At 66.4% G+C, this 25,642-nt stretch carries 23 protein-coding genes; 16 read left to right on the top strand and 7 right to left on the bottom strand.

Features of this window, described 5'->3' with window-relative positions:
- Window positions 1-73 precede the first annotated feature (73 nt).
- Window positions 74-1,330: a serine--tRNA ligase gene (gene serS, locus B4U45_RS13630; protein WP_075549832.1), complete on the top strand. Its 1,257-nt coding sequence runs from the start codon at window positions 74-76 to the stop codon at window positions 1,328-1,330.
- Here the strand turns inward: serS and B4U45_RS13625 are convergent.
- A complete protein-coding gene (locus B4U45_RS13625) occupies window positions 1,327-1,806 on the bottom strand; it encodes a DUF2834 domain-containing protein (protein ID WP_075549766.1) in 480 nt (159 codons plus the stop codon). The genes serS and B4U45_RS13625 overlap by 4 nt on opposite strands.
- A 70-nt stretch (window positions 1,807-1,876) precedes the next feature.
- Between B4U45_RS13625 and B4U45_RS29280 the strand changes: the two genes are divergently transcribed.
- Window positions 1,877-2,503: a TetR/AcrR family transcriptional regulator gene (locus B4U45_RS29280; RefSeq protein WP_075549767.1), complete on the top strand. Its 627-nt coding sequence runs from the start codon at window positions 1,877-1,879 to the stop codon at window positions 2,501-2,503.
- 51 nt (window positions 2,504-2,554) lie between these two features.
- A complete protein-coding gene (locus B4U45_RS13620; protein ID WP_244899370.1) occupies window positions 2,555-4,111 on the top strand; it encodes a phytoene desaturase family protein in 1,557 nt (518 codons plus the stop codon).
- Window positions 4,112-4,179: 68 nt separating this feature from the next.
- Here the strand turns inward: B4U45_RS13620 and B4U45_RS13615 are convergent, their stop codons facing one another.
- From B4U45_RS13615 to B4U45_RS13605, 3 genes are all read right to left on the bottom strand, one after another.
- Complete coding sequence (locus B4U45_RS13615; protein WP_075549769.1) at window positions 4,180-4,512, bottom strand: hypothetical protein; 333 nt, start codon at window positions 4,510-4,512, stop codon at window positions 4,180-4,182.
- A complete protein-coding gene (locus B4U45_RS13610) occupies window positions 4,509-6,059 on the bottom strand; it encodes an MBL fold metallo-hydrolase (protein WP_075549770.1) in 1,551 nt (516 codons plus the stop codon). The genes B4U45_RS13615 and B4U45_RS13610 overlap by 4 nt, the downstream gene beginning before the upstream one ends.
- A gap of 72 nt (window positions 6,060-6,131) precedes the next feature.
- Entirely contained in the window at window positions 6,132-6,866 is a 735-nt protein-coding gene (locus tag B4U45_RS13605) for a phosphotransferase (RefSeq protein WP_083153549.1), read from the bottom strand.
- A gap of 88 nt (window positions 6,867-6,954) precedes the next feature.
- On the opposite strand from B4U45_RS13605, the gene B4U45_RS13600 reads away from it, so the two are divergent.
- The 7 genes from B4U45_RS13600 to B4U45_RS13570 all read left to right on the top strand — a co-directional run bounded on the left by B4U45_RS13600 (window position 6,955) and on the right by B4U45_RS13570 (window position 12,648).
- Window positions 6,955-7,734 (top strand): lysophospholipid acyltransferase family protein, encoded by a 780-nt coding sequence (locus B4U45_RS13600; protein WP_075549772.1) that lies wholly within the window; start codon window positions 6,955-6,957, stop codon window positions 7,732-7,734.
- Window positions 7,735-7,737: 3 nt separating this feature from the next.
- Window positions 7,738-8,493, top strand: coding sequence for a lysophospholipid acyltransferase family protein (locus B4U45_RS13595; RefSeq protein ID WP_075549773.1), 756 nt, complete (start codon window positions 7,738-7,740; stop codon window positions 8,491-8,493).
- A 22-nt stretch (window positions 8,494-8,515) separates the two neighbouring features.
- Window positions 8,516-9,370 (top strand): lysophospholipid acyltransferase family protein, encoded by an 855-nt coding sequence (locus B4U45_RS13590; RefSeq protein ID WP_075549774.1) that lies wholly within the window; start codon window positions 8,516-8,518, stop codon window positions 9,368-9,370.
- Window positions 9,367-10,194, top strand: a complete 828-nt coding sequence (locus B4U45_RS13585) for a Cof-type HAD-IIB family hydrolase (protein WP_075549775.1) — start codon at window positions 9,367-9,369, stop codon at window positions 10,192-10,194. Before B4U45_RS13590 ends, B4U45_RS13585 begins: the two co-directional genes overlap by 4 nt.
- A gap of 121 nt (window positions 10,195-10,315) precedes the next feature.
- On the top strand, window positions 10,316-10,978 hold the full coding sequence (locus B4U45_RS13580) for a hypothetical protein (protein ID WP_240316539.1): 663 nt from the start codon (window positions 10,316-10,318) through the stop codon (window positions 10,976-10,978).
- Window positions 10,975-12,141, top strand: a complete 1,167-nt coding sequence (locus B4U45_RS13575; RefSeq protein ID WP_075549776.1) for a glutathionylspermidine synthase family protein — start codon at window positions 10,975-10,977, stop codon at window positions 12,139-12,141. The genes B4U45_RS13580 and B4U45_RS13575 overlap by 4 nt, the downstream gene beginning before the upstream one ends.
- Window positions 12,142-12,192: 51 nt before the next feature.
- The gene (locus tag B4U45_RS13570; RefSeq protein WP_075549777.1) at window positions 12,193-12,648 is read left to right on the top strand and encodes a DUF350 domain-containing protein; all 456 of its coding nucleotides are present in this window, start codon (window positions 12,193-12,195) and stop codon (window positions 12,646-12,648) included.
- 31 nt (window positions 12,649-12,679) lie between these two features.
- On the opposite strand, the gene B4U45_RS29875 is transcribed toward B4U45_RS13570, so the two are convergent.
- The 3 genes from B4U45_RS29875 to B4U45_RS13555 all read right to left on the bottom strand — a co-directional run bounded on the left by B4U45_RS29875 (window position 12,680) and on the right by B4U45_RS13555 (window position 17,383).
- Window positions 12,680-14,626, bottom strand: a complete 1,947-nt coding sequence (locus B4U45_RS29875; RefSeq protein ID WP_277996411.1) for a spermine/spermidine synthase domain-containing protein — start codon at window positions 14,624-14,626, stop codon at window positions 12,680-12,682.
- A 22-nt stretch (window positions 14,627-14,648) separates the two neighbouring features.
- A complete protein-coding gene (locus B4U45_RS13560; protein ID WP_183154937.1) occupies window positions 14,649-16,289 on the bottom strand; it encodes an LGFP repeat-containing protein in 1,641 nt (546 codons plus the stop codon).
- A gap of 152 nt (window positions 16,290-16,441) precedes the next feature.
- Window positions 16,442-17,383 carry a hypothetical protein gene (locus B4U45_RS13555; protein ID WP_075549780.1) on the bottom strand — a complete coding sequence of 314 codons (942 nt, stop codon included), beginning with the start codon at window positions 17,381-17,383 and terminating at the stop codon, window positions 16,442-16,444.
- A 264-nt stretch (window positions 17,384-17,647) separates the two neighbouring features.
- Here B4U45_RS13555 and glf point away from each other — a divergent pair, with 264 nt between their 5' ends.
- The 6 genes from glf to ag85A all read left to right on the top strand — a co-directional run bounded on the left by glf (window position 17,648) and on the right by ag85A (window position 25,579).
- Entirely contained in the window at window positions 17,648-18,847 is a 1,200-nt protein-coding gene (gene glf, locus B4U45_RS13550) for a UDP-galactopyranose mutase (protein ID WP_075549781.1), read from the top strand.
- Complete coding sequence (locus B4U45_RS13545) at window positions 18,844-20,742, top strand: glycosyltransferase (protein ID WP_075549782.1); 1,899 nt, start codon at window positions 18,844-18,846, stop codon at window positions 20,740-20,742. Before glf ends, B4U45_RS13545 begins: the two co-directional genes overlap by 4 nt.
- Window positions 20,735-21,292, top strand: coding sequence for a phosphatase PAP2 family protein (locus B4U45_RS13540; protein WP_075549783.1), 558 nt, complete (start codon window positions 20,735-20,737; stop codon window positions 21,290-21,292). Before B4U45_RS13545 ends, B4U45_RS13540 begins: the two co-directional genes overlap by 8 nt.
- Entirely contained in the window at window positions 21,289-22,197 is a 909-nt protein-coding gene (locus B4U45_RS13535) for a decaprenyl-phosphate phosphoribosyltransferase (RefSeq protein WP_075549784.1), read from the top strand. Before B4U45_RS13540 ends, B4U45_RS13535 begins: the two co-directional genes overlap by 4 nt.
- An 88-nt stretch (window positions 22,198-22,285) precedes the next feature.
- The gene (aftB, locus tag B4U45_RS13530; protein WP_089024998.1) at window positions 22,286-24,163 is read left to right on the top strand and encodes a terminal beta-(1->2)-arabinofuranosyltransferase; all 1,878 of its coding nucleotides are present in this window, start codon (window positions 22,286-22,288) and stop codon (window positions 24,161-24,163) included.
- Window positions 24,164-24,547: 384 nt separating this feature from the next.
- Window positions 24,548-25,579: a diacylglycerol acyltransferase/mycolyltransferase Ag85A gene (ag85A, locus tag B4U45_RS13525; protein WP_075549786.1), complete on the top strand. Its 1,032-nt coding sequence runs from the start codon at window positions 24,548-24,550 to the stop codon at window positions 25,577-25,579.
- Window positions 25,580-25,642: the final 63 nt, after the last annotated feature.

Raw genomic sequence — 25,642 nt, 5'->3', positions numbered from 1 at the left:
GATGTGAGACCAGAGCCGGATGCCCGGCCAGCTGACGCCATCGGGCTGCGCGGTCAAAAGTAGTCTTGCGCCCGTGATCGACCTGAAGCTGCTCCGCGAAGACCCCGACGCCGTGCGCCGCTCCCAACTCAGTCGCGGCGAAGACCCGTCGCTGGTGGACGACCTGTTGACGGCCGACGCCACGCGGCGCAGCGCGATCGCGGCCGCGGATGCGCTGCGCGCCGAACAGAAGGCCGCCAGCAAGAGGGTGGGCGGCGCGTCACCGGAGGAGCGGCCCGCGCTGCTGCACCGCGCGAAATACCTCGCCGAGCAGGTCAAGACCGCCGAAGCGAACCAAACCGAAACCGAGGCGGTGTTCACCGCGGCACATCTGGCGATCCCCAACGTGATCCTGGACGGCGTCCCCGCCGGCGGGGAGGACGACTATGCGGTGCTCGACGTCGTCGGCGAACCCCCTCGGCTGGACGACCCGAAAGACCACCTGGAACTCGGCGAGGCGCTCGGTCTCATCGACATGCAGCGCGGCGCGAAGGTGTCCGGATCGCGGTTCTACTTCCTGACCGGGCGGGGTGCGCTGCTGCAGTTGGGGCTGCTGCAGCTGGCGCTGCGGCTGGCCGTCGACAACGGCTTCATCCCGATGATTCCGCCGGTGCTGGTGCGCCCGGAGGTGATGTCCGGCACCGGCTTCCTGGGCGCCCATGCCGAGGAGGTGTACCGGCTGGAGGCCGACGACCTCTACCTGGTGGGCACCTCGGAGGTGCCGCTGGCGGGCTACCATTCCGGCGAGATTCTGGACCTGTCCGCCGGGCCGCTGCGTTACGCGGGTTGGTCGTCATGCTTCCGGCGCGAGGCCGGCAGCTATGGCAAGGACACCCGCGGCATCATTCGAGTGCACCAGTTCGACAAGGTGGAGGGCTTCATCTACTGCACACCCGGCGACGCCGAAGCCGAACATCAGCGGCTGCTGGCCTGGCAGCGCGAAATGTTGGCCCTGATCGAGGTGCCGTATCGGGTCATCGACGTGGCCGCGGGTGATCTCGGCGCGTCGGCGGCGCGCAAGTTCGACTGCGAGGCGTGGGTTCCGACTCAGGGCGGCTACCGCGAGCTGACCTCGACGTCGAACTGCACCACCTTTCAGGCGCGCCGCCTGGCGACCCGCTTCCGCGATGCCAATGGCAAGCCGCAGATCGCGGCGACGCTCAACGGCACGTTGGGCACCACCCGCTGGCTGGTCGCCATCCTGGAAAACCACCAGCGGCCCGACGGCAGCGTGCGGGTCCCCGCGGCGCTGGTCCCGTTTGTCGGTACCGAGGTGCTCGAACCGCTCTAGACGTTGAGGGTTTGGCGCGATTGTTCGTGCCGGCGCTGGCGTTCGATGGTGGCGAAGTAGCAGGCGAGCGGGAAGGCAAAGCTGGTGAAGAAGCTGGCCACAAAGAACAGCCACGGGCGTTTCAGACCTCGCCGATAGCCGTCGACGATGGTAAACACCGGCAGCAGAACGACATTCGCGATGAGGTAGTCCTGATTGCCGGAGCCTGCGGCCGGGTTTGCGAATTGCAGCCGAAGGAAGTTCGGGTAGCTGCCCGGTCCGGAGACCAGGTTGCCTTGACCGTGCGCGCCGAGCATGAAGTGGATGTTGAAGTACCAGCCCAACGCGATCGAGGCGATGCCGGCGGTGTAATACACGCATTCCAGCGGCGACAGCCAGGCCCCGCCCGCCGGTTTCGCGTAGACCTTGGGGTTCGACGCCACGATCCAGGCGACGACGGCAAGCCCGAGTAGCGCGTGGATAACCAGCGACACCATGGCCGCAGTCTCATCGCACCGGAAAGTTTTGTCAATATTGTCATAATGATTCTTGGTACGGTTTACTGCCATGGTCCGGCCAGCGCAGACGGCGCGCAGCGAACGCACCCGGGAGGCGTTGCGTCAGGCCGCGCTGGTGCGATTCCTGGCCCAGGGCGTGGCGGACACCTCGGCCGAACAGATCGCGGCGGACGCGGGGGTATCGCTGCGGACGTTCTATCGCCACTTCCACTCCAAGCACGATTTGTTGTTTGCCGACTACACCGGGCTGCACTGGTTTCGCACGGCATTGGACGCCAGGCCGGCCGACGAGCCGATCATCGATTCCGTGCGGTCGGCCGTCTTCGCGTTTCCCTATGACGTGGAAGCCGTCACGAAAATCGCCGCGTTGCGGGGTGCGGAACTCGACCCCGGGCGCATCGTCCGGCACATTCGTGACGTCCAGGCCGACTTCGCCGAGGCAATCGCCAGGCAGCTGCAACGCCGTAGCTGCGTGGCTGACCCGACTCCGGACCAGCGGTTGCGGGTGGCGGTGACGGCGAGGTGTATCGCCGCGGCCGTGTTCGGTGCGATGGAGGTGTGGATGCTCGGCGATGAGCGGTCGCTCGGTGAGTTGGCGCGGATGTGTCATACGGCGCTGGAATCGCTGCGGGCCGGTATCACCGAGTCGTGGCTTCCCGGCCAGGTTTCGTCATAATTGACAAAACCTTTGCATCCGTGCCAGCGTGCCTTGCTGGAGGGCAGGAGCATGTCTGATTACGACGCCATAGTCATCGGCGCCGGGCACAACGGGCTGACCGCGGCGGTGCTGCTGCAGCGGGCGGGGCTGCGAACCGTGTGCCTGGACGCCAAGCGCTACGCCGGCGGGATGGCCACCACCGTCGAGCTGTTCGACGGGTACCGGTTCGAGATCGCCGGCTCGGTGCAGTTCCCCACGTCGGCGGTGGTGGTGAACGAATTGGGCCTGGATACCTTGCCGTCCGTCCAGTGCGAGGTGATGTCGGTGGCGTTGCGCGGTATCGGCGACGATCCGCTGATCCAGTACACCGACCCGGTGAAGATGTTCGCCCACCTCAACGAGGTACACGGCGCGGACGTGGTCACCGGAATGGCGGGGCTGCTGGCGTGGGGCCGGGCGCCGACACGGGCGCTGGGACGCTTCGAGGCCGGCACGCTGCCGAAGACCTTCGACGAGATGTATGCCTGCGCCACCAACGAATTCGAGCGCTCAGCCATCGACGACATGCTGTTCGGGTCGGTCACCGACGTGCTGGACCGCTACCTGCCGGACCGCGAGAAGCACGCCGCCCTGCGCGGCTCGATGACGGTGCTGGCCGTCAACACCATCTACCGCGGGCCGGCCACGCCGGGCAGCGCCGCCGCACTGGCCTTCGGACTGGGTATGCCCGACGGCGACTTCGTGCAGATGAAGAAGCTGCGCGGCGGCATCGGGGCGCTGACCGCGCATCTGTGCCGGCTGCTGCAGAGCCACGGCGGCGAAGTCCGGTTGCGATCCAAGGTGGCCGAGATCCGCGTCGAGGGCGGCCGGGTGAGCGGCGTGCGTACCGAGGCCGGCGACATCCTGAGCGCCCCGATCGTGGTCTCGGCCGTCGCGCCGGACGTCACGGTCAACGAGCTGATCGATCCCGCGGCGCTGCCCGCCGACATTCGGGAACGGTATGCGCGTATCGATCACCGCGGCAGCTACCTGCAGATGCACTTCGCCCTGGACGAGACGCCCAGTTTTGCCGCGCCATACCAGGCGCTCAATGACCCGGCCATGCAGGCCTCGATCGGGATCTTCTGCACACCGGAGGAGGTGCAGCAGCAGTGGGAGGAATGCCGTCGCGGAATTGTGCCGGCCGACCCGACCGTCGTGCTGCAGATCCCGTCGCTGCACGATCCGCAGCTGGCCCCGGAAGGCAGGCAGGCCGCGTCGGCGTTTGCCCTGTGGTTCCCCATCGAGGGCGGCGCCGACTATGGGCAATCCAAACTCGACATGGGTCAGCGCGTCATCGACAAGATCACTCGGCTGGCACCCAATTTCGCCGGCAGCATCACCAGGCACACCACCTTCACGCCCAAGCACATGGGGGTGATGTTCGGCGCGCCCGGCGGCGACTACTGCCACGGGCTGTTGCATCCCAACCAGATCGGACAAAACCGGCCGGGGCCGAAAGGCTATCTCGGCCAGCCCATTCCGATCGACGGGCTGTACCTGGCAAGTGCGGGATGCCACGGCGGACCCGGAATCACGTTTATTCCCGGCTTCAACGCCGGCCGTGCGGTCCTGGCGGGGTTATGACTCGCCGAACGTGCTCTCAACGCGAAGAACTCGCGAAAATCTCGCAGTGGATACACGTTCGGCTAGAGCTAACGCCGTTCGGCGAGCAACCCATCCAGCAGCGCGACGAAATCGACCGGACGCGCGGGCGTGAAGGCAGGCTTCCATCGCGCCCCCCGAATGTCCAGGGTGATCAACGTCGACTTGAGGGGCCGGTTGACGTCCAGCGGTAGCCAGCGCTGCAGGTCCGAGCTGCCCCAGATACGGAACCGGTGGGTGAGCAGGCCCAGCGGCTCGGCCTGGTAGCCGCGGATGTCGTCTAACGCGATGACCTTGGCCGTGCCGGACGGAAAGTGGTACCGGCGCAACGTGAGTGCGGCACGGTCCAGCTGGACCAGGCCGTCGTCGTAGAACTGCATCATGTTTTCGAACTCCGCAACTGGTGGCCGCGGGTGGTCAGGCAGCGGCCGTCGTCCAGCCGCCATTGCCACCCGTGTAGGTTGCAGGTCAACGTGTTGCCTTCCACCACACCGAATTTCGAAAGATCGGCTTTCAGGTGGGGACAGCGCCGCTGAATTTCCCAGCCGTCCAGGGTGATCGATGCGCTGTCGTCGTGAGTCTCGGCGAACCAGCCGTCGGCGTAGGTGATCCGCTCGTCGGTCAGACACTTGAAGAAGGTGTAGAGGTATTCGTTGTAACCGCCGACGCGCCAGGCCCGAAACCGGGTCGACAAGAAGATGGTGTTGACCCAGTCCGGTTCCCGGTCGCGCAGCACGGTGCGTACCAGCTCCGGCGCGATCGCGAAGCCGTAACGGATCTTTTCGTCGGGAATGCGTTCGCGCACCGTCCGTTTCGGAAAGTCCAAGACGACGGTCTCGGGGCCCAGGACCAGTTCCACCGGGTAGCCGATGCCGTCGCAGATCTGGTCGCTATGCATCATGATCGGTTCGAACAGCGCGCGCAGCGGTTCCAGCAGCGGCTCTCCGCTGGCGGAGGCCCAGCTTGCCCGTTCGGCCGCGACGACCGGCGCCATCCGTTCGGCATAGTCGGCGATGTACTTCGCCTTGCCGGTAGTGAAGATGGCTTCGACGTCTTCGACGGGCAGTGGATGGTTCAGCGAATTCAGCTCCGCGCCGGTGAAATCCGCGACAGATCCCGGGATCATCAGCAGGCCGCGATCGTGGCCGTGGGTGCGCATCTGGTCCAGGAACACCATCTGGTCGGGGAAGATGTTGGCCGGGTCGCTGCCGTCGTCGTTGAGGTGGCGCAGTTCGGGGTCCAAGAAACACGGTGGTCCGGCCGACGGAATCACCCAGGTGGCCCCGACCTGCGCGATGTACTGGCGAGCCCGGTCCATCCCGCGCTGCCGCTTCTGGGTGGCGAAAGCTTCCTTGGCGCGCGCCGGCATGTCGTAGACCATCGGGTACCAGATGGCGCCCGAATACTGCAGCATGTGCACGTCCATAGGGCCGAACTGCGATGCCAGCACGTCCAAATCGATCGGACGGGCATCGTTCATGTTGAACGCCGTCGTCTCGCCGTCGGAAACCACCAGTGCCGAGTCCCCGATCGGACCGTCGGCCGGGGCTCGCAGCGCGATGATCATGATGTCCAGTTCACCCTTGGGCCCGCTCACCCGGTGCTTGACCGAGTCGGTGGTGTCGAAGAACCGGTGAAACCCCAACTTCTCCAGCTCGTTTCGCAGATCGGGCACCGGAAAGTCGGGCAGCAGCACCACCGCGTTCTTGTTGACGTGGCTCCGCAGGTTCTCCGCGTCGAAATGGTCCTTGTGGAGGTGGGAGACGTACAGGTAGTCACAGTCGCCCAGGGCGGACCAGTCCAGTGTGCTGTTGTCGGGAAACGGGAACCAGGAAGTGAAGTAGGCCGGGTTGAGCCAGGGGTCGCACAGAATGCTGCCCGCGTGGGTCTGGATCAGAAAGCCGGCGTGGCCGACGCTGGTGACCTGCACAAATGCCTTTCCGTGTCGTTCAGGAAGATCGACCTGCTGCGCGCGTGGGGGCCGCGAAATGCAGCATCGAGCTTAGCTTGCGTCGATATCCTCGGCCTGCCACAAGCGTCGGTAGTAATCCAGGCGCGGCGGGTCCGGATCGACTCCGTAGGCTTCGAAGAACACCGTGTCCCAGCCGCGCCCCGGGTAGTTCCAGACCAGCGACAGTGTTGCCACCGCGAGGTCGGCCCACCGATCGGCCACGCCCAGGGAGTCGACGTCGACATGTCCGCAGCACCGGCCGTGCTCATCGATCAGCGTGTTGGGCGAACACGCATCGCCGTGACAGACCACCACCCGATCGACCGGCGGAGGGTCGCCGAGCTTTGCCCGCCAGGCCGGGGAAAGCCGGGCCAACCGGCCGGCCGCCGACCAGTCGAACGGACACGACGAGACCGGCAGCGTGTCGTGCAGTGTGCGCAACCCCACAGCGATCGCCCGCACCGCCACGTCAGGTGCCGCCAGCCAGCGAGGGTGCACCGCTGATACACCGGGCAGCCCACCGGTGCGCAGCCATGCCCGGTCGCCGTCGAGGCCGAAACCCAATACCGCCGGCACCGGCGTGTGCTGCGCCGCCCAGCGCAACCGCCGTGCTTCGTCGGCGAAGTCGACCGTGGCGGCTCCGGCTACCTTGACGAATTCGGTGCCCGGACCGATCCGGAAGGTGACGCCGCCGAGTTCATTGGTCCAGACGGCGCGCACGCGCCGGCCGGCAGCAAATGTGCGGACAACTGTGGGTACGGCCGGCGGTGACGTCGGGAAAGACATGGGAAGGGAAGGCCGCCTCTCTTTTCCGGTCTTTGCCTCTCATTTTCGGCTTCAGCCTTGGCGGCCCGGAGCACTAGGCTGGACAGCTGTGGAGCCGGTATACGGGACTATCATTCAGCTTGCCCGCTTGACCTGGCGCATCCAGGGTCTCCGGATCACCGTCACCGGTGTGGAGAACGTACCGGCCACCGGTGGCGCCGTCGTCGCGATCAACCACACCGGATACCTGGACTTCACCTTCGCGGGTTTGCCGGCTTACCAGCAGGGTCTCGGGCGCAAGGTGCGGTTCATGGCCAAACAGGAAGTCTTCGACCACAAGGTCACCGGTCCGATCATGCGTCGGCTGCGGCATATCCCGGTAGACCGGCAGGAGGGGGCCGCGTCTTACGAGGCGGCGGTCCGGATGCTCAAGGATGGTGAGCTGGTCGGCGTCTATCCAGAGGCCACGATCAGCCGCAGTTTCGAGATCAAGGAATTCAAGTCGGGTGCCGCGCGGATGGCGGTCGAGGCCGGCGTGCCGATCGTTCCGCACATCGTGTGGGGCGCGCAACGGATCTGGACGAAGGGCCACCCCAAAAAGCTGGTGCGTCCGAAGGTGCCGATAGCGGTCGTCGTCGGCGAACCGATCGAACCGACACTGGGCACCGCCGAACTGAACAGGTTGCTGCACTCACGGATGCAGCATTTGCTGGAACGGGCGCAGAAGCTGTACGGACCGCATCCGGCCGGCGAGTTCTGGGTACCGCACCGGCTCGGCGGCGGTGCGCCGTCGCTGGCCGAGGCGGCCCGGATGGACGCGCAGGAGGCGGCGGAGAGGGCGGCTCGCCGTGCGCAGCGCGCCGATCCGGCCGGAGCCGCGGAGCAGTGACCGATGGCCGAGCCGACCTACCGCACCCTGGAGATCCTGGCCAAGTTGCTGGTGCTGGCGACCGGAACCCGGATCAGCTATTTCGGTGTGGAAAACGTGCCCGAACGGGGCGGCGCCGTGGTCGCGATCAACCACACCAGCTATGTCGACTGGCTGCCGGCCGCGCTGGCCATGAATCGTCGGCGCCGCCGGATGCGGTACATGATCAAGGCTGAGATGCAGCGGGTGAAGCTGGTCAATTTCTTGATCAAACGCACCCGGACTATCCCGGTGGACCGAGGTGCCGGCGCCGGCGCCTATACGGTGGCGGTGCAGCGGCTTCGGGAAGGTGAACTGGTCGGCGTCTATCCGGAGGCGACGATCAGCCGCAGCTTCGAGCTCAAAGAGTTCAAGTCCGGGGCCGCCCGGATGGCGGTGGAGGCAGACGTCCCGATTGTTCCCGTTATTGTTTGGGGTGCCCAGCGGATCTGGACCAAAGGCCATCCCCGGCGCATTGGACGCACCAAAGTGCCGATCATTGTGCAGGTGGGACCGCCTTTTCCGGCCCGCGGCGATATCGCGCAGACCGATGCTGCTCTGCGGGAGGCGATGACCGGGCTGCTGCATCAGGTGCAGCAACGGTATCGCCATCCGCCCGGGGCGTACTGGGTGCCGCGCCGACTCGGTGGCGGTGCGCCGACGCCGGCCGAGGCGGCTCAGTTGGATGCTGACGAGGCGGCGGCGAAGGCGGCCGGCCGTGCACCGCATCAGTCGCGGTAGCGGTGGAAGGAGAACATACGAAATGGCCGAGCCATTTTTCCGAATGATGGAGTTTCTTGTCCCATCGATTGTCGCGGCCAACGGAAACAAGATCACCTACTACGGCCTGGAGAACATTCCGGAGCGGGGCGGCGCCTTGATCGCCCTCAACCACACCAGCTACGTGGACTGGATTCCCGCGTCGATCGCCGCCAAGCACTGCCGGCGGCGGTTGCGGTTCATGATCAAGGCCGAAATGCAGGAGGTGAAGGCGGTCAACTACGTGATCAAGCATGCCCAGCTGATTCCCGTGGACCGCTCCGAGGGCGCCAATGCCTATGCGGTGGCGGTGCAGCGGCTGCGCGAGGGCGAACTGATCGGGTTGCATCCGGAGGCGACCATCAGCCGCAGTCTGGAACTGCGGGAGTTCAAGACCGGCGCGGCGCGGATGGCGTTGGAGGCGCAGGTGCCGATCGTTCCCATGATCGTCTGGGGTGCGCACCGGATTTGGCCCAAAGATCAACCCAAGGACTTGTTCCGCAACAAGATTCCGATCACCGTGGCAGTCGGACCGCCATTGCGTCCGCAGGGCGATGCGGTGACGCTAAACGCCACGTTGCGCCAGGCGATGGAATCGATGCTGTATCGCGTGCAGGAGCAGTATCCGCATCCGCCAGGGGAGTACTGGGTGCCCCGACGGCTCGGTGGCAGTGCGCCCAGCCCGGAGGAGTCGAAGGCCTACCGCATTGCTGAGTTGGCTGAGCGGGCGCGAAAGCGTGAGCAGGCCCGCATAGCATCGCAGAGTCGCAGCAGAATCGCCGAACTGGCCCAGCGCGCGCGCCGGCGCGGGCACCACGGAGTGACCTCGCCCAGTCGCAGCAAAGGCGTACCGCACTGACGACGCCGCCGAGCCCGCCGGCGCTCATCGCGTGCGACGTCGACGGCACCCTGCTCGACGACGACGAAACCGTGACCGCGCGCACCCGCGCGGCGGTGCGCGCCGCCGTCGCCGGCGGCGCGACGTTCATCCTGGCCACCGGCCGCCCACCGCGCTGGGTGCGGCCGGTGGTCGACGCACTCGGCTTCGCGCCGATGGCGGTGTGTGCCAATGGCGCGGTCATCTATGACCCCGCCACCGATCGGGTGGTATCGGCGCACACCCTGTCCGTGGATGCTCTGGCCGCTCTGGCCGAGATCGCCCGGCGGGTCATCCCCGGTTCCGGGTTGGCCGTCGAGCGCATCGGCGACCGTGCGCACGATACGGCGACCCCGCAGTTCGTCAGTTCACCGGGCTACGAGCATGCCTGGCTGAACCCGGACCACACCGAGGTGTCGATCGAAGATCTGCTCAGCGCGCCCGCGATCAAGCTGCTGATCCGCAAGACCGGCGCCACCAGCGCGGAGATGGCGGCCCGGCTGGCCAAACATCTCGGAACCGCAGGGGAAATCACCTATTCGACCAACAATGGGCTGGTCGAGGTCGTTCCGTTGGGCATCAGCAAGGCCACCGGTGTGGCAGAAATCGGCCGGCCCCTGGGGATCGCCGAGGCGGACGTGGTGGCTTTCGGGGACATGCCCAATGACGTGCCGATGCTGCTGCGGGCCGGGCTCGGGGTGGCGATGGGCAATGCCCACCCCGAGGCGCGCGCCGCGGCCAATGAGGTCACCGCTGCCAACACCGACGACGGCGTCGCGCGGGTGCTGGAGCGCTGGTGGTCCTGATCCGGACGGCGCCGCTGATGTGGGAGACTGCCCGCGTGCCGGCGTACCAGCCTGATGCTCGCCCCCTGGGCGGCAAGTGTGTCGCCTCGCCGGGCCCGTTACCCGGACCGGAGGAGAGCTAGTGGGGTCGGAACCAGACCCACCGGTTAGCAGCCGCCCCGACGACGACCAGGGCGGGCCCGCCGCGGCTGCCGAGCGGTCCGACGAGACGCAGCCGGTGCCGGATGCCGAATCAGCAGGAGACGCACCGGCCAAGCGCCGGGCCGGCGGCAGCATCCAGTATCAGGACCCCGAAACCGCGCGGCCGCGGCCCCCGACGCCGGCCGAGCTGCGGGCCCGACGGAAGTACGAGGACAAGCAGCGCGAGATCGAAGAGGCTCGGCGGGAGGCCGAGGCCAAGCGCGCCAAGCAGAAGCGTGTCCTAATGGGCGCCGCGGCCGGCGTCGGCGTGGTGGGTCTGGTGGCCGGCCTCGGGTACTGGTTGCTGACGCCCGAGCACGTCACCGCCCAATGCGTCCAGGACGACCCGAATGGTCAACCGGTGATCGTCCCCGACAGCTACTGCACCGGCCATACCGCGGGCCTCAACGGCTTCTTCTTCTACGGCGGACATCAGTACCGGTACTACTACGGCAGCTCCGGTAACGTCGGTCAACGCCCCAGCGGAGGCACCACGGTTGCGCCGAAGGGCGCCACGATCACCACCAAGTCCGGTACCACGATTTCGCGCGGCGGGCTCGGCGGCAGCGGCGGCAAGGGCGGCGGCGGGAGCAGCGGCTCGTGAAACGCGCCCGGACCCAGCCGCGTCCCAACTGGCGATCCATCGTCGAATCGCAAGGCCTGGTGTACGGCACGCCCGCGCGCGATGCGACCGGCGCCGACCGGCCGTACTGGGACGAATCGGTGTACTACGAGTTCGACATGGACGAGATCCTGGCGCTGGAAGCCGATGTCGAACTGCTGCACTCGATGTGCCTCAATGCCGTCGAGCAGGTGGTCCTGATGGAGCGGTACGCCGATTTCGGTCTGCCCGAGTGGAGTTGGCCGTTCATCGCCGAATCGTGGCGGCGTTCCGATCCACATGTCTACGGCCGCTTCGACTTGCGTTACGACGGTCGCCGGCCGGCGGTGCTGCTGGAATACAACGCCGACACCCCGACCACACTGCTGGAGGCCGCAATCCTGCAGTGGTATTGGCTCAAGGACAAATTCCCCGCCGACGACCAGTGGAACTCGTTGCACGAACAGCTCGTCGACCGCTGGAAGGCGGTCGCTGATCTGTTGCCCGGCAACGAACTTCACTTCACCTGGTCGGGTGTGGAAGCGACCGGCGAAGACCAGATCACCACGACGTACCTGCAGGAGACCGCGGCTGAAGCCGGTTTTCAGACCGTCGGCTTGATGATCGAGGACGTCGGCTGGGATGCCGCGCTGGAGCGATTCGTCGATCTGGAAGAGGCGCCGATCGAGGCCATCTTCAAACTGCACCCGTGGGAATGGGTGCTCGATGATCAGTTCGGCCAGCACGTGGTATCGAGCCTGCCGCAGACGATGTGGATCGAGCCGCTGTGGAAGGCGCTGTTGTCCAACAAGGCGATCCTTGCGGTGTTGTGGGAGATGTATCCCGGGCACCCGAACCTGTTGCCCGCCTACATCGACGACCCGCATGAACTCACCGAGTACGTCCGCAAACCCAAGCTGGGTCGCGAAGGCGCAAATATCACGATCGTCGGCGCCGGCATGGAGACCGCCACCGGCGGTGTCTACGGTGAAGAGGGCTTCGTCTACCAATTACTGGATCCGCTACCGGAATTCGACGATATGCGCCCCGCCTTGGGAGCGTGGATCGTCGGTGACTCGTCGGCGGGTATGGGTATCCGGGAGACCGCCGGACTGGTCACCGACGATGGCGCTGCGTTTGTCCCGCACCGGATTCCGCTGAAATAAACCGTTCCGCCAAGTGAACCTTCCGCCAAAATGAAACGGAGCTGATCTTCGATGACGACATCCATCGTGGCGCTGCATTCGGACTACTGGAGTTGGCTCGGTCGCGGGGTCGGCGCCGTCGTCTTGTACTCGATCCTGGGTCTGGTGCTGATGATCATCGGGTTCCACGCGATCGACTTCACCACCCCGGGACCGTTGCGCAAGATGGTGCGCGCGGGTAAGCCCAACGCCATCATTGTGGCCGCCGCCGGGATGGTGAGCATGGCGCTGATTGTGGTGCTGGCGATCTATTCGTCGTCGGGCAGGTTGGGCGAGGGGCTGCTGGCGTCGGCGACGTTCGGCATCGTGGGCATCGCCGCGCAGGTGGTGATGATGCGGATCGCGACCCTGGTCATCGGAATCGACATGGATACGTTGTTCCAGGCCGACGAATACAGCTTCGAGTGTCTTATCGTGGCGGCGGCGCAATTCGCGTTGGGCATAGTGGTTGCCGTGGCGATTCTTTGATGGGGCGTTTAGAGATTTAGACCGAACTCGGTCAGCGGAACTTGGGGTTGGAGAAAGTGCGCAGCGCATTGGGGGCAACGGTGCGCCCAGCGAGCGAGCTGGCATCGATGGTGCGTGGGCGGTAGAGCAATCTCGGCAATCGTTTCGCCATCAGAGCGACGGGATCAGGGTGAACAGGTCCGGACATTCCACACAAGAACGCCCATTCGTGCTCGTCACTGCCGAAATAAACCACGGTGTCAAAGGTTTCGTGAAAGCGTCGCCACGACCGGCGCAGTGACTCGTTGCGCCACAGTGTCGGGCAGCCGGCCTGGGACACGACGACTCGGCCGATTGCGCGGCATGGTCTGAGAAAGTCGACGTCGTACAACCGGTTGTGCTGGGCGAGCCCGGTGCGCTCGTCGGGCAGATCGACCACGACGACGTCGTAGCACTCGGTGCACCGCTCGACGAATTCCCTTCCGTCGCAGTAATGGACGGTGACCGGACCGAATCCTTTTTCAGCGCTGCGCAGTTCGTCCATCGAGTAGCCGTAGGGCAGATGCTCGGCGCAGAGCCGAACGGCATCTCGATCGATGTCGACGTGATCGACATGTGTCGCCCCGGCGGCTACCGCAAGCTGGCTCACCACACCTTCGCCGGAACCGATGACCAATATTCGGTCGATCTGCTCCGCCAACAGCAAGGCCGGCACCAGCAACGCCTCGTGATACACCAGCTGGCTGAACTCGGTGCTCTGCCGTTCGCCATCACTGAACAACGCCACGCCCTGGGCTGTCTTGCCAATCAGCAGTCGCTGGAATGGGGTACTTTCCTCACAGATGACCTGGTGCAGTTGCCAGCGTCGGCTCAGCCCCGGCGCCAGCGGCTCGATGATCTCCCGGCTCGGTGCGGCGACACCGGCTCCACCCACGAAATATGTTGGCAGCGACGCAAATCCGTTGAACCTCACCGCCGCGTAGCTCGCGGTGTAGGCCCCGGCATCGTCGATCTGTACGCCGTCGCCGGGACGCAGCGTCACCGGAAGCGGGTAGCTGCGGTAGAGCACGTCGTCGCCGTCGCAGGTGGGTCCGGCGAGCACCGCATCGGCGACCGGGTCGCCGTCCCGGTCGGTCCTCAGGCGATAACGGATGTACTCGTTTTCCGATTCCGCAAGACCCTGGTAGCGACCGATGTCGAGGTACACCCAACGGTGACCATCGGTACCGGTCCTTGCCGACACCACTTCGGCGCGTATGACACCCGCTGAACCCACGATCGCGCGGCCGGGTTCGATCACCAGCGTGGGATGACGGGGGCCGAAATGACGTTCCAGCGCCGACCTGATGGTGTCGGCAACGGCTCTTAGTGGTGGGGCACCGGTGGCATAGGCAAGGGGGAATCCGCCGCCGGCGTTGACCGTCGTGAGGCCGTCGAACTCTGCGAATATGTCCGCGGCACAACGTATCCCGAGCTCCCACGCGGCCGGGTCGAGCTGCTGGGAACCGACGTGGAAGCAGACGCCCTCGGGGTGCAAGCCCAGATGCCGGGCATGTACGAGCAGCCCGGCGGCCTCCTTGGGGGCACACCCGAACTTGTGGCCAAACGGCGTGACCGACGACGGAAAGGCCGGAGCGATACGGCATTCCACGCTGGCTTTGGGAGCATGCTCGGCGATCGCGGCCAAACCCTCAGCGGTGTCGAACGCGAACCGCCGCACCCCGCTGGCATACGCATGGCCGACCGCGGCCGGCTTCTTGATGGTGTTGCCGAACGCCAGCCGGCTACCGTCGATACCGGCCAATCGGCACGCGTCGATCTCGCCGGGCGAAGCAACATCAAATTCGGAGCCTTCGCCCGCGAGCAGGCGCAGAATCGGTTCGCTCGGGTTCGCCTTGACGGCATAGCGAATCGAAGCGCCGGGCAGCGCGGCTTGCAGCGCCGCGAAATTGTCCCGCACCCGAGCCAGGTCGATCGTCAGATACGGCGTCTCGGGCACGAGACGCAAGACTAACCGGACCTCAGTTCACTGGATGCGTTGGCAGCGAGAAGTGTTCGGGAGGGACCTCGGGGCCGCTCGGGGGCTGAGTCGACAGCGGCGTCGTGATTCCGTCGACAACCTCGGTGATATTGCCGGTGAGCCGTTCGAAGTTCAACACCCCATGCTGGAAGTTCTGCGTGATTCGCAGCGGTTCTTGGATCTCGGCGCTGGTCGGCAGGCCAAGCGGCCCGCGTTCGTAGCTCAGCGAAGCCCAGGCGTCGTAGATCGCGCCGGTGACCGGTTGCGCGCCGGTTTCGGGTGACCAGTACATCGCTCCCTTGGCGAAAGTTACGTACCGCGCCGCACCGGCCGCCTCGGCCTCGGGCGAGGTGGGTGCGCCCAGTACGCTGTTCATCCCCCCCAGCGCCTGCCAGCGTTCGTAGATCACACCGCCCTCCAGGGCCTTCAGCAACTCCTCGGGGGGATCGTTGAAATGTGCGGCGATGTCCCGGATTTCATCCATCAGGGCGTAGCCGGCATTGCCCGGGCAGTCGGTGTTGCCGACGTCGCGGTGGGTGAAGATGGCTGGCAACCGCGCTATCGCACCAGCCGGATAGGTTGTGTAGGAGCTGCCGGCCGACTCCAGCTCGACGGTGCCCTTGGGGTCGACGTCGTCCATGCCCAGCCGCCAGCCGAGCAGTCGCCCGACGGCGCGGAGTTGCAGCGGTGTCGGCGCGACGTCGTCGAAGTTGCCGATCATCGCCACACCCCAGGTGTCGCGGTTGAATCCGCCGGTGTGGAACGCCTCGACCGGTTTGGTGAGGCCACCGGCACTGCCCTCGAACACCTGGCCGTACTTGTCGACCAGCGCGTTGTAGGCGATGTCGCACCAGCCCAGCGTCTTGCTGTGATACGTGTAGATCGCCTTGACGATCCCGGCGGACTCCAGGGGCGAATAATCGTTGCTGCCGGCGGTGTGGTGAACCACCGCGGCGCGAACCGCCCGGTCGTATTGCGGGCTACCGCAGCGCAGCGATTCGTCGGCTCCCCATTCGGCACGGCTGATGATGGGCGGCGCTTGGCCGGGCATCGTGACCCCGGTCGGTGGTGTCCACTGCGTCCGGGCCGGCGCCCGCGGTGGCGAGATGAGGATCGCCGAGATGTTCTGCCCGAACGGCTGCTCCTTGGTGGCCGGACGATAACCCAGGCCGGCCGGGTTCGTTTCGGCGGCCACCGGCGGCTGGGTCACCGGCGCATCGACCGGTCGGGTGACCGCGACCTGGACGGTCGTGGTGGTGCCGACGAACACCGGATCGGTGCTGCGCGGCCCCTCACCGGGGTTCGCCGAACTCGAGCCCGGTGCGTCGGGCGCCGCGGTTTCATACTCGGCTTGGTACCACGGCCCCCACGACCCGTCGGGACGTTTGGCCCGCACCCGCGTCGAGGTACCAGTCAGGTCACCGGTCAATGCGACCAACGAGAACGGCGTGTCCTGAGTCAGTTCGCGAACCGTGACGCCGCCGCCGAGGCCGATCAGCGGTTGCTCGACGAGTTGGGTGTCCTGCGCCGGCGGTCGCTCATGGGCGCTGTGCGCAGGACGGTTCAGCACCCACGAGACGATGACCACCGTGGCGGCGACAGCGGTGACCAGCATTGTCGGGGCACGGCTGCGAGACGCCACCAGCCGATGTTACTTGTGTGCCTAATGTTTCTTATGAGGCGACACGGTACTTATGGGGAAAACCTGTCGACGACACCGCAGAGTGATGACGTGGCGACTCTGCGGTGTCGTCAGGTGGCAGGTCCCTAGGTCCTTTTCGAGGCTGCGGGGCTTCAGGCGACGGGCGTCGTCGGCGCTGCCGGTGGTGCCACCACCGGTGCGGCAGCCGCCGGCACCGCGGGCGGGACCACGGCGGGTGCACCGACGGCGGGCGCGCCAGCGGCCGGCGCCGCGGCGCCGCCGTTCTGGATGGCCTGCATGATGGACGGCATCAGCACGCCCTTCAGCAGGTCGATGGCCTGCCCGGCGCCCAGCTGATTGGCCGCCTGCATCACATCGTTGAGCAGCCCGCCGCCGCCGCTGCTGGCTGCGCCACCACCGGTGCCGATCGGGCTGGTCGCCGGCCCGTAGCCGGTTCCCGGCCCGTAGCCCAGCGATGGGTCTCCCAGGATCGGGTAGGTGCCGTCGGCCCCCGGGTCCAGACCGGCCGGTGTCGTGATGGGAATCTCGCTGGCGCCGCCGAGTGCCGGATCCAGCCCCGTCGGGCTGGTCAGGCCCGGCGTCGCTCCGGTGGGGCTGGTCAGCCCGGGATTCACCGCTGTCCCCGGCGTCGGTGGCGTCAACGTGGTACCAGGCAGGGCCAGCGATCCCGGCGTCGACGGCGTCAAACCCGTCGGGCTGGTCAGGCCCGGGCTGGTCAGCCCCGGACTGGTCAGGCCCGGGCTGGTCAGCCCCGGACTGGTCAGGCCCGGACTGGTCAGGCCCGGACTGGTCAGCCCCGGGCTGGTCAGGCCGGTGCCGGCGGCACTGCCGCCGGTCAGGCTTGGCACCGGCGGCAGGTTAATACCGAACTGCGAAAGCCCTTGCGACAGGGCCGACATCAGCTCACCGGGCAGATCGGCCACGCTTGCCGCCCGGACAAACTCGTGGTGCTCGGGCGGTTTGCTTCCCGCGGTCGATTCGTAAACGAGAAAGTATGCACAAGGACTCGCAACTGCCAGGGCCGCGACTGCGCTCATGGTGGTCGAGAGCTTGCGTCGGCGTCGATTCGGCACGGAAGTCTCCTCAATCTGGACTATTTGTCGCGTCGGCTCCCTCGCCGTCGTCGACGGAGGAAGCCCACAAGATCGATGGTACGAGTGAGGTTTGTGTGACTAGAGTGGCTATATCGAATCGTGAGGCAATCGCACCAAAGGTGCGATGTTGGGGCGGCGACGGATATGAGAACCTGCGCACTTGCCCAAAACCTGCGAGAACCCTCACTCGGGCGAGCCGCCAAGTCGGGTTTTGGCAGCGGGGTCGGATAACCTAGGCAACCGATGACCGCACGTTTCGACCTCTTCGTCGTCGGTTCCGGATTCTTCGGCCTGACGATCGCCGAGCGCGTGGCTACCCAACTCGGCAAGCGGGTCCTCGTTGTCGAGCGCCGCCCGCATATCGGCGGCAACGCCTATTCCGAACCGGAGCCGCAGACCGGGATCGAAGTTCACAAGTACGGCGCGCACCTGTTCCACACCTCCAATAAGAAGGTGTGGGACTACGTGCGGCAGTTCACCGACTTCACCGACTACCGGCATCGGGTGTTCGCGATGCACAACGGGCAGGCCTACCAGTTCCCGATGGGCCTGGGCCTGGTGTCGCAGTTCTTCGGCAGATACTTCACCCCGGCCGAAGCGCGCCGGTTGATCGCCGAACAGGCATCCGAAATCCATACCGCCGACGCGCAGAACCTCGAGGAGAAGGCCATCTCGTTGATCGGCCGGCCGCTCTACGAGGCGTTCGTCAAGGGCTACACCGCCAAGCAATGGCAGACCGACCCCGCGGAGTTACCGGCTGCCGTCATTAATCGACTGCCGGTGCGCTACACCTTCGACAACCGGTACTTCAGCGACACCTACGAGGGCCTACCGGTCGACGGCTACACGGCGTGGCTACAGAACATGGCCGCCGACGACCGCGTCGAGGTCAGGTTGGACACCGACTGGTTCGACGTCCGCGACGCACTGCGCGCGGCCAGTCCGGATGCTCCGGTCGTCTACACCGGTCCGATCGACCGCTACTTCGATTACGCCGACGGCCGGTTGGGGTGGCGCACCTTGGATTTCGAGGTGGAAGTACTCGGCGACTGCGGTGATTTTCAAGGCACGCCGGTGATGAACTACAACGACCTCGACGTCCCGTACACCCGGATCCACGAGTTCCGTCACTTCCACCCCGAGCGCGAATACCCGACGGACAAGACGGTGATCATGCGCGAATACTCCCGGTTCGCCGAAGCCGACGACGAGCCCTACTATCCGATCAACACCGAGGCCGACCGCGCCCTGTTGGCCGCCTACCGTACCCGGGCGAAGTCCGAAACCGCGGCGGCGAAGGTCTTGTTCGGCGGTCGCTTGGGCACCTACCAATATCTGGATATGCATATGGCCATTGCCAGCGCTTTGAACATGTACGAAAACGTCGTTGCGCCGCACCTGCGCGACGGCGCTCCGCTTGTCGATCCGGGATCTCGCGCATGACCGCCGTGAGCCTGCTGTCCCGGATCATCCTGCCGCGACCGGGCGAACCGCTCGACGTGCGCAAGCTGTACCTCGAGGAGTCGACCACCAACTCGCGGCGCGCTCATGCGACCAGCCGCACCTCGCTGCAGATCGGCCCCGAGTCAGAGGTGTCGTTCGCCACGTATTTCAACGCGTTCCCGGCCAGCTATTGGCGACGCTGGTCGATCTGCACGTCCGTGGTGCTGCGCGTCGAGCTGGCCGGATCCGGGCGTGTCGACGTTTACCGGACCAAGGCCACCGGTGCCCGGATCTTCATTGAGGGCCGCGAATTCGCCGGCGGCGACGACACTCCGGAGACGCTGGAGATGGAGATCGGGCTGCAACCGTTCGAGGACGGTGGCTGGATCTGGTTCGACATCACCACCGACACCGCGGTCACCCTGCTCAACGGTGGCTGGTACGCGCCCATCGCCGCCCCGGGCACCGCCAACATCGCCGTCGGCATCCCCACCTTCAACCGCCCCGCGGATTGCGCCAACGCGCTGGCCGAACTCACTGCAGACCCGCTGGTGGACCAGGTGATCGGCGCGGTGATCGTGCCCGACCAGGGCACCCGCAAAGTTCGCGACCATCCGGACTTCCCCGCCGCGGCTGCCCGGCTGGGCAATCGGCTCTCCATTCACGACCAGCCCAACCTGGGTGGCTCCGGTGGCTACAGCCGGGTGATGTACGAGGCGCTGAAAAACACTGACTGCCAACAGATCCTGTTCATGGACGACGACATCCGCATCGAGCCGGACTCAATTCTGCGGGTGCTGGCGATGCACCGCTTCGCCAAGAGCCCGATGCTGGTCGGCGGGCAGATGCTCAACCTGCAGGAGCCGTCGCACCTGCACATCATGGGCGAAGTCGTCAATCGCTCGAACTTCATGTGGACCGCCGCGCCGCACGCCGAATACGACCACGACTTCGCCGAGTACCCGCTGGGCGACAAAGAGGAACTGAGCAAGCTGCTGCACCGGCGCATCGACGTCGACTACAACGGCTGGTGGACGTGCATGATCCCGCGGCAGGTGGCCGAGGAGCTGGGCCAGCCGCTGCCGTTGTTCATCAAATGGGACGACGCCGACTATGGTCTGCGCGCGGCCGAACACGGCTACCCCACGGTGACGCTGCCCGGAGCCGCGATCTGGCACATGGCCTGGAGCGACAAAGACGACGCGATCGACTGGCAGGCCTACTTCCATCTGCGCAACCGGTTGGTGGTCGCGGCGATGCACTGGAACGGCGACATCACCGGCCTGGTCCGTAGCCATCTCAAGGCGACGCTGAAACACCTTGCCTGCCTTGAATATTCGACGGTTGCGATCCAGAACAAGGCCATCGACGACTTCCTGGCCGGTCCCGAGCACATCTTCTCGATCCTGGAATCGGCGCTGCCGGAAATACACCGGATCCGCAAGGCCTATCCCGATGCGGTCGTGCTGCCCGCCGCCAGCGAGCTGCCGGCGCCGTTGCACAAGAACAAGGTGATGAAGCCGCCGGTGAACCCGGTCACCATTGGTTACCGGCTCGCCCGGGGCATCGTGCACAACCTCAAGGCCGCCGATCCGGCCCACCACGTGCGTCCCGAGTACAACGTGCCGACCCAGGACGCCCGCTGGTTCCGGTTGTGCACGGTCGACGGTGTTACGGTCACGACGGCCGACGGCTGCGGGGTGGTCTACCGTCAGCGCGATCGGGCCAAGATGGTCGCGCTGCTGTGGCAGTCGCTGCGCCGCCAGCGGCAGCTGGCCCGGCGCTTCGACGAGATGCGCAGGGTCTATCGCGCGGCGTTGCCCGTGCTGTCCAGCAAGCAGAAGTGGGAGACGGTGCTCTTCACGGCGGAAAACCAAGAGCACCGACATGCCTGAAGCCCGTCCGTTGGGGGCACCGGCGCACGGTGAAGCCGCTGCAATTGTGGCCGTTCAATCGGCGCTGGCCGACCGACCGGAATCGCTGACGGTGGCCCAGGGGCTTTCGCACTTCGGCGAACACAGCATCGGCTGGCTGGCGGTATCGGCGCTCGGAGCGGTTCTTTCCCCGCGGCGACGCCGGGATTGGCTGGTCGCCGGCGCCGGCGCCTTCGCCGCCCACGCGGCAGCGGTATTGGTCAAGCGGGTGGTCCGGCGCAAACGGCCGCACCATCCCGCCGTCGCGGTCAATGTCGGCACGCCCAGTCAGCTGAGTTTCCCGTCGGCGCACGCGACCTCCACCACGGCCGCGGCCATCCTGATGAGCAGGGCCACCGGCCTGCCGACCGGGCTGGGCGCGGCGGTGCTGGTGCCGCCGATGGCGCTGTCCCGAATACTGCTGGGGGTGCATTACCCCAGCGACGTCGCCGCCGGTGTGGCGCTCGGCGCCGCCGTCGCCGCCGTTGCGGTGCGACTCGACCTCCGACTAACCAGGGGTGTGTCGATATGAGCGAAGACCTGGTGACCGGACCTCCGGCCAACTTGGTTGTTGGTGTGGTCAAGGCGATGCGCCCGCGGCAATGGGTGAAAAACGTCCTGGTGCTGGCCGCGCCCCTGGCCGCGGCGGGCCGGGGCGTCCGATACGACTACGCCGAGGTGCTGACCAAGGTTTCGGTGGCGTTCGTGGTGTTCAGCCTGGCCGCCTCGGCGATCTACTTGATCAACGACGTGCGCGATGTGGAGGCTGATCGCGAGCACCCCACCAAGAGGTTCCGCCCGATCGCCGCCGGTGTGGTGCCCGAATGGCTGGCCTACACGGTGGCGGCGGTGCTGGGGGTGGCCTCGCTGGCCATTGCCTGGTGGCTTACCCCCAGCCTGGCCGTGGTGATGGCCGTCTACCTGGCCATGCAGCTGGGGTACTGCTACGGCCTCAAACACCAAGCGGTGATCGACATCTGCATCGTGTCGTCGGCATACCTGATCCGCGCCATCGCCGGCGGCGCGGCCGCCGACATCCCGCTGTCTCAGTGGTTCTTGCTGACGGCGGCGTTCGGGTCGCTGTTCATGGTGGCCGGCAAGCGCTACGCCGAACTGCAGCTGGCCGAGCGCACCGGCGCGGCGATCCGCAAGTCGCTGGAGAGCTATACCAGCACCTACCTTCGATTCGTCTGGACGCTCTCGGCCACCGCCGTGGTGGTGTCCTACGGGCTGTGGGCGTTCGAACGCGACCGGTACTCGGGCTCGTGGTATGCGGTGTCGATGGTCCCGTTCACCATCGCGATCCTGCGCTACGCCGTGGACGTCGACGGGGGGCTGGCCGGGGAGCCCGAAGACATCGCGCTGCGCGACCGGGTGTTGCAGTTGCTGGCGCTGGCGTGGATAGGAACAGTTGGGGCCGCTGTTGCCTTCGGCTAGTTCGAGATTCAAGGCCCTGCGGGCCAGCGCGCTGGCCCGCAGGCCCCCAGTCCGGCGGGCCAGATGGCCGGTTTTTCCCTATGAGCCGGTGGTCCGGATCAGTCTGTGGGTCAGCGTGGCGGTGATCTGCGTGCTGTTCGGTTGGGGTGCGTGGCAACGACGCTGGATCGCCGACGACGGTCTGATCGTGTTGCGTACGGTGCGTAATCTGCTGGCCGGCAACGGGCCCGTGTTCAACATGGGAGAGCGGGTGGAGGCCAACACCTCGACGGCGTGGACCTATTTGCTCTACGCGGCCAGCTGGGTGGGCGGGCCGATGCGGCTGGAATATGTGGCGCTGGCCGTGGCCCTGGTGCTGTCGTTGCTGGGGGTGGCGCTGCTGATGCTCGGCACCGGCCGGTTGTATGCGCCCAGCCTGCGCGGCCGCCGGGCGATCATGTTGCCGGCCGGCGCGCTGGTCTATATCGCGGTGCCGCCGGCGCGAGACTTCGCCACGTCAGGGCTGGAAAGCGGGCTGGTGCTCACCTATCTCGGGCTGCTGTGGTGGCTGATGGTGTGCTGGGCGCAGCCGCTGCGGGTCCGTCCCCACGGCCGGGTGTTCATCGGTGCGCTGGCGTTCGTCGCGGGATGCAGCGTGTTGGTCCGGCCCGAGCTGGCGCTGATGGGCGGCCTGGCCTTGATCATGATGCTGGTCGCGGCGCGGACCTGGCGCCGCCGGGTGCTGATCGTGGTGGCCGGCGGCTTGCTGCCGGTCGCCTACCAGATCTTCCGGATGGGCTACTACGCGTTACTGGTGCCCGGTACCGCGCTGGCCAAAGACGCCGCCGGCGACAAGTGGTCGCAGGGCATGATCTATCTCTCGAATTTCAACCGGCCCTACGCCCTGTGGGTGCCGATCGTGCTTTTGGTGCCGCTTGGCCTGGTTCTGATGCTGGCTCGTCGCAGGCCGTCGTTCCTGCGTCCGGTGGTGGCGCCCGATTACGGGCGGCTGGCGCGGGCGGTGCAGAGCCCGGCGGCGGTGGTGGCCTTCATGGTCGGCAGCGGCCTGCTGCAGGCGCTGTACTGGATCCGGCAAGGCGGCGATTTCATGCACGGCCGCGTGTTGCTGGCGCCGCTCTTTTGCTTACTGGCTCCGGTGGCGGTAATTCCGTTGTCACTGCCCGATGGCAGGGACTTCTCCAAAGAGACCGGTTACTGGCTGGCCGGTGTCGTCAGCATCCTGTGGCTGGGTGTGGCGGGCTGGTCGCTGTGGGCAGCGAACTCGCCGGGGATGGGCGACGACGCCACGCACGTCACCTATACCGGCATCGTCGACGAGCGCCGCTTTTACGCGCAGGCCACCGGACATGCCCATCCGCTGACCGCCGCGGACTATCTCGATTACCCGCGGATGGCCGCGGTCCTGACCGCGCTCGACAACACCCCCGACGGCGCGCTGCTGCTGCCGTCGGGCAACTACAACCAGTGGGATCTGGTACCGATGATCCCGCCGGGAACGGCTCCCGGTATCCCGGCCAGCCAAAAGCCGCAGCACGCGGTGTTTTTCACCAATTTGGGGATGTTGGGCATGAACGTGGGTCTGGACGTCAGGGTGCTCGATCAGATCGGGCTGGCGAACCCGCTGGCCCAACATACCGAGCGGTTGAAGCACGGCCGGATCGGCCACGACAAGAACTTGTTCCCCGACTGGGTGATCGCCGACGGTCCGTGGGTGAAGTGGTATCCGGGTGTTCCGGGTTATCTCGACCCGGCCTGGGTGGCGCAGGCGGAGGCGGCCCTGCGGTGTCCCGCGACCCAGGCGGTGCTGAATTCGGTGCGCGCGCCGTTGACCGTGCGCCGTTTTGTGTCCAACGTGGTGCACTCCTTCGAGTTCACCAGGTACCGGATTGACCGGGTTCCGCTCAACGAACTCATCAGGTGCGGGCTCGAGGTGCCCGACGTGCCGCCGGCCCCGGCCCGGGAGTGATGCGGGGTCAGCGATCCGGCCCGAATGCCGGGCCGCGCGGGCCGTGCCGCGAAGAATTTCGGCCCAATTGCGATCAGGCGTCCGCGACGCGGGTGCCGCGGTGTGAGGCGAGACTGACAGCAACATCACAATTGAGCCGTTACCAGCGGCCCCCGGACCCCGGGCACATGCGGAAACGAGATCTCGGGCCGCCGCATACGGCGCGAAAATCACCCGGAATCGCGGCCCGGTAACGCTTTCGGCGTCGTGCTCGATGAGAGAACCGACCCCAAGTTGTGGTTGACTACACGGGCACTGCGACGCCGAGCGCGCGCAGTCCGACGTAGTTGAGGATGCGCCCTATCCACCGGATGCGCCTAAAAGATTGAGGATGAGGAAGCAAGGATGAAGCTTGTTGACAGGTTTCGTGGCGCCGTGACGGGTATGCCGCGCCGACTCATGGTGGGAGCCGTTGGTGCGGCCCTGCTGTCGGGTCTGGTCGGTGTCGTTGACGTCACTGGCGGTTCGGCGACCGCGAATGCGTTCTCGCGGCCGGGCCTGCCGGTGGAATACCTGCAGGTGCCCTCGGCGGCCATGGGCCGCGACATCAAGGTCCAATTCCAAAGTGGTGGGGCGAACTCGCCGGCGGTGTATCTGCTGGACGGTATGCGCGCCCAGGATGACTTCAACGGCTGGGACATCAACACCCCGGCGTTCGAGTGGTACTACCAGTCGGGCCTCTCGGTGGTCATGCCGGTCGGCGGGCAGTCCAGTTTCTACTCGGACTGGTACAACCCGGCTTGCGGTAAGGCCGGCTGCACCACCTACAAGTGGGAGACCTTCCTGACCAGCGAGTTGCCGCAGTACCTGTCGGCCAATCGGCAGGTCAAACCCACCGGCAGCGCCGCCGTGGGTCTGTCAATGGCCGGCTCGTCGGCGTTGATCCTGGCCGCATACCACCCGGCGCAGTTCATCTACGCCGGATCGCTGTCAGCGCTGCTGGACCCGTCGCAGGCGATGGGGCCGTCGCTGATCGGCCTGGCCATGGGCGACGCGGGTGGCTACAAGGCTTCCGACATGTGGGGTCCGAAGGATGACCCGGCGTGGCAGCGCAACGACCCGACGCTGCAGGTCGGCAAGCTCGTCGCCAACAACACCCGCATCTGGGTGTACTGCGGCAACGGCAAGCCGTCCGACCTGGGTGGCGACAACCTGCCCGCCAAGTTCCTCGAGGGCTTCGTGCGGACCAGCAACTTGAAGTTCCAGACCGCCTACAACGCGGCCGGTGGGCACAACGCCGTGTGGAACTTCGACGACAACGGCACGCACAGCTGGGAGTACTGGGGTGCGCAGCTCAACGCCATGAAGCCGGACCTGCAGCACACGCTGGGTGCGACACCCGGTGGCGGCGGCAACGGCACCACGCAGGGCACCTAGACGCCCTGGGCGCCGCAACGGCGTCCGAGAACCCGCATTCGACGGCGGCGACCCTTCGGGGTC

The sequence above is a fragment of the Mycobacterium persicum genome (assembly GCF_002086915.1).
Classification (GTDB): domain Bacteria; phylum Actinomycetota; class Actinomycetes; order Mycobacteriales; family Mycobacteriaceae; genus Mycobacterium; species Mycobacterium persicum.
This window is presented reverse-complemented; position numbering and strand designations above follow the sequence as displayed.

Coding starts and splice junctions, on each gene's coding strand:
- glf (WP_075549781.1), top strand. CDS start 17,648: ATGACCGCACGTTTCGACCTCTTCGTCGTCGGTTCCGGATTCTTCGGC.
- B4U45_RS13540 (WP_075549783.1), top strand. CDS start 20,735: ATGCCTGAAGCCCGTCCGTTGGGGGCACCGGCGCACGGTGAAGCCGCT.
- B4U45_RS13545 (WP_075549782.1), top strand. CDS start 18,844: ATGACCGCCGTGAGCCTGCTGTCCCGGATCATCCTGCCGCGACCGGGC.
- B4U45_RS13620 (WP_244899370.1), top strand. CDS start 2,555: ATGTCTGATTACGACGCCATAGTCATCGGCGCCGGGCACAACGGGCTG.
- B4U45_RS13595 (WP_075549773.1), top strand. CDS start 7,738: ATGGCCGAGCCGACCTACCGCACCCTGGAGATCCTGGCCAAGTTGCTG.
- B4U45_RS13590 (WP_075549774.1), top strand. CDS start 8,516: ATGGCCGAGCCATTTTTCCGAATGATGGAGTTTCTTGTCCCATCGATT.
- ag85A (WP_075549786.1), top strand. CDS start 24,548: ATGAAGCTTGTTGACAGGTTTCGTGGCGCCGTGACGGGTATGCCGCGC.
- B4U45_RS13535 (WP_075549784.1), top strand. CDS start 21,289: ATGAGCGAAGACCTGGTGACCGGACCTCCGGCCAACTTGGTTGTTGGT.
- B4U45_RS13625 (WP_075549766.1), bottom strand. CDS start 1,806: ATGGTGTCGCTGGTTATCCACGCGCTACTCGGGCTTGCCGTCGTCGCC.
- B4U45_RS29280 (WP_075549767.1), top strand. CDS start 1,877: ATGGTCCGGCCAGCGCAGACGGCGCGCAGCGAACGCACCCGGGAGGCG.
- B4U45_RS13605 (WP_083153549.1), bottom strand. CDS start 6,866: ATGTCTTTCCCGACGTCACCGCCGGCCGTACCCACAGTTGTCCGCACA.
- B4U45_RS13615 (WP_075549769.1), bottom strand. CDS start 4,512: ATGATGCAGTTCTACGACGACGGCCTGGTCCAGCTGGACCGTGCCGCA.
- B4U45_RS13570 (WP_075549777.1), top strand. CDS start 12,193: ATGACGACATCCATCGTGGCGCTGCATTCGGACTACTGGAGTTGGCTC.